5 protein-coding genes are annotated in these 13,128 nt (G+C 36.5%); 3 read left to right on the top strand and 2 right to left on the bottom strand.

Going from position 1 to position 13,128, the window contains the following annotated elements; translation table 11 throughout:
- Positions 1–19 precede the first annotated feature (19 nt).
- Together rpoC and N4270_RS00020 are read left to right on the top strand one after the other, a co-directional pair.
- Positions 20–4,321, top strand: coding sequence for a DNA-directed RNA polymerase subunit beta' (gene rpoC, locus N4270_RS00025; RefSeq protein WP_260094756.1), 4,302 nt, complete (start codon positions 20–22; stop codon positions 4,319–4,321).
- A 177-nt stretch (positions 4,322–4,498) separates the two neighbouring features.
- On the top strand, positions 4,499–4,813 hold the full coding sequence (locus tag N4270_RS00020) for a DUF3467 domain-containing protein (protein ID WP_260094755.1): 315 nt from the start codon (positions 4,499–4,501) through the stop codon (positions 4,811–4,813).
- Between the two features lie 315 nt (positions 4,814–5,128).
- Here the strand turns inward: N4270_RS00020 and N4270_RS00015 are convergent, their stop codons facing one another.
- Together N4270_RS00015 and N4270_RS00010 are read right to left on the bottom strand one after the other, a co-directional pair.
- The gene (locus N4270_RS00015; protein ID WP_260094754.1) at positions 5,129–5,356 is read right to left on the bottom strand and encodes a (4Fe-4S)-binding protein; all 228 of its coding nucleotides are present in this window, start codon (positions 5,354–5,356) and stop codon (positions 5,129–5,131) included.
- A gap of 143 nt (positions 5,357–5,499) precedes the next feature.
- Complete coding sequence (locus N4270_RS00010; protein ID WP_260094753.1) at positions 5,500–7,089, bottom strand: peptide chain release factor 3; 1,590 nt, start codon at positions 7,087–7,089, stop codon at positions 5,500–5,502.
- A gap of 528 nt (positions 7,090–7,617) precedes the next feature.
- Between N4270_RS00010 and N4270_RS00005 the strand changes: the two genes are divergently transcribed.
- Positions 7,618–13,128, top strand: a 5,511-nt coding sequence (locus N4270_RS00005) for a hypothetical protein (protein WP_260094752.1), incomplete at its 3' end; no start/stop codon positions are given.

The following is a 13,128-nucleotide window of genomic DNA, read 5'->3' as shown; positions in this document are numbered from 1 at the left end:
ACTGAATACTATAAAGAAAATGGCAAGAAGACAAGATAAGAATACAATACAGAAATTCAGTAAAATTTCTATTGGTCTAGCATCACCAGAATCTGTTTTGGCAGCATCTCGTGGTGAAGTTTTAAAACCAGAAACTATTAATTATCGAACCCATAAACCAGAACGTGATGGTTTATTCTGTGAGCGAATTTTTGGTCCTGTAAAGGATTTTGAATGTGCTTGTGGTAAATATAAAAGAATACGCTACAAAGGGATTGTTTGTGACCGTTGTGGAGTTGAAGTAACCGAAAAGAAAGTACGTCGTGATCGCGTAGGACACATCAATCTTGTTGTGCCTGTAGCTCATATCTGGTACTTCCGTTCGTTACCTAACAAAATAGGCTATTTACTTGGTTTACCTTCGAAGCGTTTAGATATGATTATCTATTACGAACGTTATGTAGTTATCCAACCAGGTGAAGCTAAAAATGCTGAAGGCGAACCATTACAAAAAATGGATTTCTTAACAGAAGAAGAGTACCTTAATATTATGGAATCTCTTCCGCAAGAAAACAGACATTTAGATGATACAGACCCAAATAAGTTTATCGCTAAAATGGGAGCTGAATGTTTAATCGAACTCTTGTCAAGAATCGATTTAAACGAATTATCATTCGAATTACGTCATAAAGCAAATACTGAAACGTCTAAACAACGTAAAACTGAAGCTTTAAAACGTTTACAGGTTGTTGAAGCTTTTAGAGATTCTAATGCTAATAGAGAGAATAAGCCAGAATGGATGATCATGAAGGCTATTCCAATCATTCCGCCAGAATTAAGACCTTTAGTGCCTTTAGATGGTGGACGTTTTGCAACTTCCGATTTAAATGATCTTTACCGTCGTGTGATTATTCGTAACAACCGTTTAAAGCGTTTGGTCGAAATCAAAGCACCTGAAGTTATCTTACGAAATGAGAAACGTATGTTACAAGAATCGGTTGATTCATTATTTGATAACACACGTAAAGCTTCTGCTGTTAAAACGGATTCTAACAGACCATTAAAATCATTATCCGATTCCTTAAAAGGTAAGCAAGGACGTTTCCGTCAAAACTTACTAGGTAAGCGTGTTGATTATTCAGCGCGTTCGGTGATTGTTGTTGGACCAGAATTAAAATTATTCGAATGCGGATTGCCTAAAAACATGGCAGCCGAATTATACAAGCCGTTTATCATCAGAAAACTGATTGAAAGAGGGATTGTAAAAACGGTAAAGTCTGCTAAGAAAATTATAGACCGTAAAGAGCCTGTGGTTTGGGATATTTTGGAGAATGTTCTTAAAGGACATCCAGTATTACTAAACCGTGCGCCTACATTACACCGTCTAGGTATTCAAGCTTTCCAACCAAAATTAATTGAAGGAAAAGCAATTCAGTTACACCCATTAGTGTGTACTGCATTTAATGCCGATTTTGATGGTGACCAGATGGCTGTACATTTACCATTAGGTCCTGAAGCGATTTTAGAAGCGCAACTATTAATGTTAGCGTCTCATAATATTTTGAACCCTGCAAATGGTTCGCCAGTAACCGTTCCTTCTCAGGATATGGTACTTGGTCTTTACTATATGACCAAGCTTAGAAAATCTGATAAAGACTACACTGTTAAAGGTGAAGGCCTAACGTTCTACTCACCTGAAGAAGTTACTATTGCTTATAATGAGAAGAAAGTTGATTTAAATGCTGGAATCAAAGTAAGAACTCAGGATTTCAATGAAGACGGTGAGTTAACCACTCAAATTATTGAAACAACTGTTGGTCGTGTACTTTTTAACGAAAAGGTTCCTGCTGCAGCTGGTTATATCAATGAAGTCTTAACTAAAAAATCCTTAAGAGATATTATCCACGGTATTCTTAAAAAGACAAGTGTGCCAGAAACGGCTGCTTTCCTAGATGAGATTAAAACGCAAGGATATAAGTTCGCCTTCCAAGGTGGTTTATCTTTTAGTTTAGGTGATATTATTATTCCTGCTGAAAAGCAAAGTATGATTGACAAAGCCAATGGCTTAGTTGATGGTATTATGGGTAACTATAACATGGGATTAATTACTAATAACGAACGTTATAACCAAGTTATTGATATCTGGACGTCTACCAATGCTGAATTAACCGAGTTGTCAATGAAGCGTATTCGCGAAGATCAACAAGGATTTAACTCAGTATTTATGATGCTTGATTCTGGAGCTCGTGGATCTAAAGAACAGATTCGTCAGTTGACAGGTATGCGTGGATTAATGGCGAAACCTAAAAAATCTAATGCTGGTGGTGGAGAAATTATTGAAAACCCGATTTTATCTAACTTTAAAGAAGGACTTTCAATTTTAGAATACTTTATTTCTACTCACGGTGCGCGTAAAGGTCTTGCCGATACCGCTCTTAAAACAGCCGATGCAGGTTACTTAACACGTCGTTTAGTAGATGTATCTCAAGATGTTATTATCTACACTGAAGATTGTGGAACATTAAGAGGTATTGAAGTTAATCCGTTAAAGAAAAACGAAGAAGTTATCGAAACTCTTGAAGCTAGAATTGTTGGTCGTACCTCATTAAATGATGTCTACGATCCAATTACTGAAGAGTTATTAGTAGAAGCAGGTGGTCATATTGACGACGTTATTGCAAAACGTATTGAGGCATCTCCATTAGATGCTATCGAAGTGCGTTCAGCATTAACTTGTGAAGCTAAAAAAGGTATTTGTTCTAAATGTTATGGTCGTAATTTGGCGACAGGTAAGATGGTACAACGAGGAGAAGCCGTTGGTGTTGTGGCAGCACAATCTATTGGTGAACCAGGTACACAGCTTACACTTCGTACATTCCACGTAGGTGGTATTGCAGGTAACATTTCAGAAGAGAATAAATTAACTGTGAAATTCGATGGTATCGCTGAAATCGAAGATCTTAAAACGGTTAAGAGTACTGATAATGAAGGAAAAGAAGTTGACGTTGTTATTTCTCGTACTTCTGAATTAAAATTAACCGATGCTAAAACAGGTATCACATTAAGTACTAATAATATCCCTTACGGATCATTTATCTATGTTAAACCAGGAGATAAAGTGAAAAAAGGCGATACTATTTGTCAGTGGGATCCATATAACGGTGTGATTATTTCAGAATTTGCTGGTAAAGTGAAGTATGAAAATATCGAGCAAGGTGTTACATACCAAGTAGAAATTGATGAGCAAACTGGATTCCAGGAGAAAGTAATTTCAGAATCGAGAAATAAGAAATTGATTCCTACATTACATATTGAAGATTCAAAAGGAGAAACTATACGTTCTTACAACTTACCAGTTGGAGCACACCTTATGATTGACGACGGAGAGAAAATTAAGGTTGGTAAAATCTTAGTGAAAATTCCTCGTAAGTCTGCTAAAGCAGGTGATATTACAGGTGGTTTACCTCGTGTAACCGAATTATTCGAAGCGCGTAACCCTTCAAATCCTGCTGTTGTAAGTGAGATTGATGGTGTGGTGTCTTTCGGTAAAATCAAAAGAGGTAACCGTGAGATTATCATTGAGTCTAAACTTGGTGAGGTTAAGAAATACTTAGTGAAATTATCAAATCAGATTCTTGTACAAGAAAATGATTACGTAAAAGCGGGTATGCCTTTATCTGATGGTTCAATTACACCTAACGATATTTTAAATATTAAAGGTCCAGCGGCTGTTCAACAGTACTTAGTAAACGAAGTTCAAGAAGTATATCGTTTACAAGGTGTGAAGATTAATGATAAGCACTTTGAGGTTGTTGTAAGACAAATGATGCGTAAAGTTAAAATCATTGATTCTGGTGATACGATTTTCTTAGAAGATCAACTGGTTCACAAATCGGATTTCATTGAAGAAAATGATAAAATTTTCGGATTGAAAGTGGTTGAAGATGCTGGTGAATCTGAAAATCTGAAAGCTGGTCAAATCTTAACTTCAAGAGAGTTAAGAGACGAGAATTCGATACTACGTAGAGAAGATAAAGCTCTGGTTACTGCACGTGATGCACAACCAGCTACAGCAACTCCTATCTTACAAGGTATTACAAGAGCATCGTTACAAACCAAATCATTTATCTCTGCAGCATCGTTCCAGGAAACAACTAAAGTTCTTAACGAAGCAGCAGTAAATGCTAAAGTTGATGATCTTGAAGGATTGAAAGAAAATGTGATTGTTGGTCATAGAATTCCAGCAGGAACAGGTGTTAGAAAATTTGATAACATCATTGTAGGTTCTAAAGAAGAATTTAATGAAATGATGAAAGCAAAAGAGGAGATGAATTATAATTAAATGAGATTCAGATTTCACGAGCTAAAAGCGAAGTGACATCTGGTAGTCAAATTTAATCCAACGCAGGTTGGAATCTCTTTAATAATAAAAAAGTCCTGCTAAACTAGTAGGACTTTTTACTTTTAAAATAAATATTAATTAGACTTCCACATTCATGGAAGCTTAAACAAGTTTAAGATGGCAGAAGACAATAAAAATAAAAAACCAGGAATTAATATTGAGTTAGATGAGAAAATTGCCGAAGGCACCTATTCTAACCTCGCTATTATTAACCATTCCGTTTCAGAATTTGTAATCGATTTTGTAAGCATCATGCCTGGAACACCTAAAAGTAAAGTGAAATCCAGAATTATTTTAACGCCCCAACATGCGAAACGCTTATTAAAAGCGCTGGGAGATAATGTGCAGCGTTTTGAAAAATCCCATGGTGAAATCAAAGATTATGAACAACCTCCCATACCTTTGAATTTCGGACCAACAGGACAAGCCTAGTATTTTTAATATAACGAGATTTGAAACTGTGTTGGAGAGGTGTTCAAAATACTTTTTTGTACAGCCTCCCATACCTTTAAATTTCGGACCAACAGGACAAGCCTAGTTTTGCCTATAAAAAAAGCCCTAACAATTAGTTAGGGCTTTTTTAATGAAATAAAGTAGGGTATAGTCGGCTTGACTATTGTTATATATTGTTTAGAAAGGATGTATTCTATATACTTATCAATCATAAGCTACTTTAGCTAACTTTACTCTTTGCATATACTTTTTCTTCAAAAAATTGTATAGCAACTTCATCAAGATGAAAATCATTTAGGCGACTTCTTGATTGACGTAAAACTGGAGCGCTCCAGAAGGGCACTTCTTAACTTGCTTAATAATTTTTTTTGTAGATGCTCCGTCTAAGTCGATCCACGGAATCACAGATTGACGGAATACATTTGAAAGCTCTCTTGCACAACGCTCAGCGTTGATGCATTTGCACGGATTGTAAGTTACAGTAATATCGCTATTACTGAACACGTTAGGATTTGTTTTCATGTGTAGATCAATTTTGGGGTTTGAATCTATCTTAAATTTAGATAACTAAAACGTTATCGTAACTTAATCAACGATTAAAAGTATAAAATCATCGGTAAAAAACAAATTTATTCGAAAATTTTAGACGAACGGCACTGTTTTTTTTAATCAAACTCTGAAGTAAAATGAAAGGTTATACTCGGGTATTTCTGTTGTGTCATTTGTAGAGAAAACGCTGAATCTGCCAGAAACACTAGTTGTCCGCGTTTATCTTTAGCTAAAAAACGCTGTTTTACTCTAAGGAACTCTTTAAACTCTGTGCTCTTGACATTGTCGGTTTCTACCCAACAGGCTTTATGAACATTGAGGTTTTCATACGTACACTTTGCACCATATTCATGTTCTAGTCGGTATTGAATAACCTCATATTGTAGGGCGCCAACGGTTCCTATTACTTTTCTGCCATTGAGTTCTAAGGTAAATAACTGAGCGACACCTTCATCCATTAACTGGTCTATCCCTTTGTAAAGTTGTTTAGATTTTAACGGATCGGCATTATTAATATATCTAAAATGTTCAGGTGAAAAACTTGGTACGCCTTTATAATTAAGCACTTCGCCTTCAGTCAATGTATCACCAATTTTAAAGTTTCCGGTGTCTTGTAAGCCTACGATGTCTCCTGGATATGAGATGTCTACAATTTCTTTCTTTTCAGCAAAAAAGGCATTCGGACTAGAAAACTTGAGTTTTTTGTCATGTCTTACATGAAGATAAGGCGTATTACGTTTAAACTCACCAGAAACAATTTTGATAAAGGCCAATCGGTTTCTATGATTTGGATCCATATTGGCATGAATCTTAAAAACAAAACCAGTAAATTTATCTTCTTCTGGCTTCACTAATCGCTCTTCACTCTGTTTAGGTCTGGGTTTAGGAGCAATGTCAACAAAGCAGTCCAAAAGTTCTCTTACTCCGAAATTATTTAAAGCAGAACCAAAAAATACAGGCTGAAGTTGGCCGTTTAAATACGCATCCTTATCAAATTCAGGATAAATACCCTCTACAAGCTCAATTTCATCTCTAAGGGTTTGAGCGGCTTTTTCGCCTACAAACTTTTCCAACTCTGGAGATTTTAAATCGTTAACCTCTATGGTTTCTTCAATATCTTTTCTACTGTCGCCACTAAATAAATTGATATTTTTTTCCCAAATGTTATAAATGCCTTTAAAGTCGTATCCCATTCCAATAGGGAAACTCAAAGGCACAACGGTTAGTCCTAATTTTTGCTCTATTTCATCTAATAAATCAAAAGCATCTTTACCTTCACGATCCATTTTATTTATGAATACGATCATTGGAATATTACGCATGCGACAAACTTCAACTAATTTTTCGGTTTGTTCCTCAACACCTTTGGCGACATCAATAACAACAATAACACTATCTACTGCAGTAAGAGTTCTGAAAGTGTCTTCGGCAAAATCCTTGTGGCCTGGTGTATCTAGAATATTTATTTTAATACCATCATATTCAAAAGCTAAAACAGAGGTTGCTACCGAGATTCCTCTTTGGCGCTCAATCTCCATAAAATCACTCGTAGCTCCTTTTTTAATTTTATTACTTTTTACAGCACCAGCTTCTTGAATAGCACCACCAAATAGTAGTAATTTTTCAGTTAATGTTGTCTTTCCTGCATCTGGATGTGAGATAATTCCAAATGTACGTCTCCTATTGATTTCTTTAATAAAACTCATACTTGTTTTTAGTAGTTGCAAATATAATTCTATTAAATAATTAATATTTAAAAACCTTAATTATAATTTTTCCGTAGGTGTAGTAATTGCAAGTGCCTAAATAAACAAATACGTGTCTAAAATGATAACTGATAGAGATTGATTAATTGTTAGCAATAATTCTAATCTATAAATCAAAATTAACCTATGTTAATTTTGATTTTCTTCAGAAATTATCAGTAAAGGCTTTGTTTTATAAAAAAAAACTTTAAATTTGCGTTTCATCGATTATTTTAAACACTTAATCGATAAAATAAATGTTAATTATATTTTATTAATTCATAGAATTAATATTATTTTTGTTACTATAAGATTAATAGCAATAATTTTGATTTACATGTCCCCAATATGTTAAGCCTTTACTCATTTATGAGTGTGGGTTTTTTTTGTTTATTGTTTAAGGTTGTCATGTTTTAAGGTTAGGTTATTAGTCTTTGTATTGAATAATTAGATATTATATAGATATAAATAATTTTACTTTAAGATAATATGAAAATCTTTACTCGATTCTCGTTTACAAACGTAGCTACGTTATTATTAATTTTGGTTTCATTTGCTTGGCAAAATGAATTATCAGCCCAATGTACTGCATCATATCCTTTTAATAATGATGATCAAATTTGGGTAGCTGGTTATCACTGTACAATAGCAAGAACAACTAACGGATTCTTTGCTTGGGGAGATGCCATGAGTGCAACAGGGACAGAATTGACTTCGCCAACGCAAATTGCACCTGTTAATGGATATATTTATACTGGAACACCTTTATTAGCTACTTTAGGAGATCAAATATCTAGTTCTAATCCTCAAAGTTTTTTACTTACAACCGATGGTTTATATGTTTGGGGAAATGAGGGACAAGTTATCAATGCATCTTTAACATCAAGTAATACTTTTCAAGCAACAACACTACCTGTAGGGGTACTACCAACAGATGTTAAATCATTAAAAGCATCAAATGACATCTTGGGAATTTTAACCAACAGTGGTGATGTGTGGATACGAGCATTAAATTCTGATGATTTATATGGTGATGGAACAACTACAGGTACAGATGCCACATGGCACCAGGCTTCAATTTCTAATGTAGAAAGTATTAAGGTGTCTGAAGACGCCGTATTTGCTTATACAACCACAGGTCAGTTTTATACTTGGGGAGGTGCTATATATTTAGGAAACGGAACGGGTCTTACTTCAAGTGCCACACCAGTTTTGATGACATCACCTTTTCCAGGCGTTATACCTAGTATGATTAGTTTGACGACTGAAGCAGATCCAAGTTATTTTGCTTTAAATCCTGCTAATGGTTTTATTTATTCTTTAGGAGATAATAATGATGGTAGACTTGGTATTGGTAATACTATTGACCAAACCAGTTGGGTTATAGTTCAAAACGCTACAGGAACAGGGAATTTACAAGACGTATATTTTATTGACGCAGCTGATAATTCTGATGGTCATGGAGGTATTGGAGCGATAACTAATGATGGTACACCTTATTTTTGGGGAGATAATTCCTTTTCAATGCTTTCTAGTGCAGCTTCAGCAGATCAAGTACTACCTGTTATACCTGCCGGTTTTACTTTAGGAACTGATATCGCAATATATTTAGAAATGTCAGGTCACTACTCTTTAGTACAAATTCAAGGAAACCCTGCGCCATGTTTTGTTGGACATACCCTTGAAGGAAATTTAGGAAGTGGCGTTTCTGACCCTCCAGATATTACAGTTTTAGATTGTGATGAAATTCCAGACATAGGTTTTTGTGTGTCTTTACCTACTATAGTTGCCCAAGATGATGACTTTAGTGGTTCACCTTTTGATAGTTCAGGAGGAACAACGGCTAGTGTTTTTGATGATAATGGTAACGGTGTTGATGATGCAGATGGTGTCGCAGCTACTGATGCTAACATCGATGATAATATTAGTATTACTAATGATGGTGGCTTAACAGGAGTGAGTATTAATTCCGACGGAACCATAGATGTTCCTGCCAATGCAACCTCAGGAGTTTACATTGTAGAGTACCAAATTTGTTTAAATGAAGACAATACTATTTGTGATACAGCTGAAGCAACGATTGTTATTGATCCTAATATTGTAGCAGAAGACGATGATTTCAGTGGCACACCAATTGATTCAGCAGCAGGAGGCACTACAGCCAGTGTTTTTGAAGACAATGGCAATGGAACAGATACCGCAGATGGTGTTGCAGCAACCGATGGTAATATTGCCGATAATATCAGTATTACTGCTGATGGGGGTTTAACAGGTGTGTCTATCAATACAGATGGAACCATCGATATTCCAGCCGGTACGACTGCAGGAACTTATACAGTTACTTACCAAATTTGTTTAGATGTAGATAATACCATTTGTGATACAGCAGATGTCATCATAGAAGTAGATCCAAGTGTTATTGCTGAGGACGATGATTTCAGCGGCACACCAATTGATTCAGCAGCAGGCGGTACTACAGCTAGTGTTTTTGAAGACAATGGCAACGGAACAGATACTGCAGATGGTGTTGCAGCAACCGATGGTAATATTGCCGATAATATCAGTATTACTGCTGATGGAGGCTTAACAGGTGTGTCTATCAATACCGATGGAACCATCGATATTCCAGCCGGTACGACTGCAGGAACTTACACAGTTACTTACCAAATTTGTTTAGATGTAGATAATACCATTTGTGATACAGCAGATGTCATCATAGAAGTAGATCCAAGTGTTATTGCTGAGGACGATGATTTCAGTGGGACACCAATTGATTCAGCAGCAGGTGGCACTACAGCTAGTGTTTTTGAAGATAATGGCAACGGAACAGATACTGCAGATGGTGTTGCAGCAACCGATGGTAATATTGCCGATAATATCAGTATTACTGCTGATGGTGGTTTAACAGGTGTGTCAATCAATACAGATGGAACCATCGATATTCCAGCTGGAACGACTGCAGGAACTTATACAGTTACTTACCAAATTTGTTTAGATGTAGATAATACCATTTGTGATACAGCAGATGTCATTATAGAAGTGGATCCAAGTGTTATTGCTGAGGACGATGATTTCAGCGGTACACCAATTGATTCAGCAGCAGGTGGCACTACAGCTAGTGTTTTTGAAGACAATGGCAACGGAACAGATACTGCAGATGGTGTTGCAGCAACCGATGGTAATATTGCCGATAATATCAGTATTACTGCTGATGGTGGTTTAACAGGCGTGTCAATCAATACAGATGGAACCATCGATATTCCAGCCGGAACGACTGCAGGAACTTATACAGTTACTTACCAAATCTGCTTAGATGTAGATAACACAATTTGTGATACAGCAGATGTCATCATAGAAGTGGATCCAAGTATCAATGCAGAGGACGATGATTTCAGTGGCACACCAATTGATTCAGCAGCAGGCGGTACTACAGCTAGTGTTTTTGAAGACAATGGCAACGGAACAGATACCGCAGATGGTGTTGCAGCAACCGATGGTAATATTGCCGATAATATCAGTATTACTGCTGATGGTGGTTTAACAGGTGTGTCAATCAATACAGATGGAACCATCGATATTCCAGCCGGAACAACTGCAGGAACTTATACAGTTACTTACCAAATTTGTTTAGATGTAGATAATACCATTTGTGATACAGCAGATGTCATCATAGAAGTAGATCCAAGTATCAATGCAGAGGACGATGATTTCAGCGGTACACCAATCGATTCAGCAGCAGGAGGCACTACAGCTAGTGTTTTTGAAGACAATGGCAACGGAACAGATACTGCAGATGGTGTTGCAGCAACCGATGGTAATATTGCCGATAATATCAGTATTACTGCTGATGGTGGCTTAACAGGCGTGTCTATTAATACCGATGGAACCATCGATATTCCGGCAGGCACAACTGCAGGAACTTATACAGTTACTTACCAAATCTGCTTAGATGTAGATAACACAATTTGTGATACAGCCGATGTCATCATAGAAGTAGATCCAAGTGTTATTGCTGAGGACGATGATTTCAGTGGGACACCAATTGATTCAGCAGCAGGCGGTACTACAGCCAGTGTTTTTGAAGACAATGGCAATGGAACAGATACCGCAGATGGTGTTGCAGCAACCGATGGTAATATTGCCGATAATATCAGTATTACTGCTGATGGTGGTTTAACAGGCGTGTCTATTAATACCGATGGAACCATCGATATTCCAGCCGGAACAACTGCAGGAACTTATACAGTTACTTACCAAATTTGTTTAGATGTAGATAATACCATTTGTGATACAGCAGATGTCATCATAGAAGTGGATCCAAGTATCAATGCAGAGGATGATGATTTCAGTGGTACAGCTTTTAATCCTGATACAGGCGGAACTACAGCCAGTGTTTTTGAAGACAATGGCAATGGAACAGATACCGCAGATGGTATTGCAGCAAATGATGGCAATATTGCTGATAATATTAGTGTCACCGATAATGGTGGTTTAGTAGGAGTAAGTATTAATACCGACGGAACATTAAACATTCCTGCTAATTCATCTCCAGGAACATATACTGTAGAGTACCAAATCTGTTTAGATGTTGATAATACAATTTGTGATACAGCAGAAGTTACCATCGAAATAGGAGATTGTTTAGATTTCCCATCAAACGATTGTGACAATGATGGTGTGCCAAATTCAGCAGATTTATGTGAAGGATTTAACGATGCATTTGATGCTGATGGCGATTTAGTACCAGATGGATGTGATGAAGATAATGATAACGACGGACTTCTTGATGTTGATGAAAATGGTCCAATTACTAATACGCAACCAAATTGTGGATCGGAAGCTAGTTTAGATTTTAGTGCAATACCTACTGAAGAATCAGGAGATGGAAACCCATCAACATTCTTAGAAGGTGAAGTGTTTAGAATTGCCTCTGTACTTCCAAACGTTGATGCACTTATTACAATTCAAGAAATCGAGAATTGTACTATTGGAGCTTTAGATGATAATACAGGTAACACGGCAAGCTTTACGCCTTTAACAGATTACCAAAACTTATTTGTTGGTGATGTTGCTTTTGTAGAATACAATTTCGATTTTGTGTCATCTATTGATGGAACTCCGGTTGCTATTCCTGAATTCTTTGTTAATTTTAATGATATTGATGGTAATACTGGATTACAGGAAATTAACTGGACACAATACCCTCAAAGCTATACTACCGAAAATCCAACAACTTTAAGCTTCGATTACGAAGGTGGTTGGTTAATTGCAACTTCAGGAATAATTAACTATCCAGGATCTACAAATGTTAATCCTCAAGTGAATTTTTCTGGAAGATTCGTAAACTTATCGTCATTTAATATTAGAGTTGGTGCTCAAATTTCTGAAGCTCCAATTGTATTTACACAACGAAGAAGTAACTTAGAATTTAGTTGTATTACTAATTATTCTAATCCGCAAACTACTGAGCTGGATTATGATGAAGATGGTATTCCGAATTTCTTAGATACCGATAGTGACGATGATGGTTGTCCTGATGCGGTTGAAGCTGATGGCGGATTTACTTTAGCCGATTTAGATGCTGATGATAGCCTTGGAGACGTTGTAGTTAACAATGGAAATGGAGTTCCTGATGTTGTTGCTTCAACAGGACAAAATAATGTTAGCGCCTATGACGAAACGGTCATTTCTATTGAATGTGGCGTTCCAAATATTAGTATTGTAAAAGAGAGTAGTTTAGACTTAGGAGCCGATGGCGTTGTAAGTGTAGGCGATATCATTACCTATACGTATACAGTAAGTAACACAGGTGATTTGACTTTATTTGATGTAAGTGTATCTGAAGATGCAGCAGACTTTACAGGAACGGGTAGTTTACCAACACCAGTTTATCAGAGTGGAGGCGCGGACTTAGACCTAGATATGGATTTAGCAGATTTAGCAGTAGGAGCTGGAACAATAGTGTACACAGCCACGTATGCAATCACACAAGAAGATATC

Source organism: Psychroserpens sp. SPM9, assembly GCF_025153525.1.
Classification (GTDB): domain Bacteria; phylum Bacteroidota; class Bacteroidia; order Flavobacteriales; family Flavobacteriaceae; genus Psychroserpens.
The sequence above is the reverse complement of the archived record's forward strand: the minus strand, read 5'-3'. Positions and strand labels throughout refer to the sequence as shown.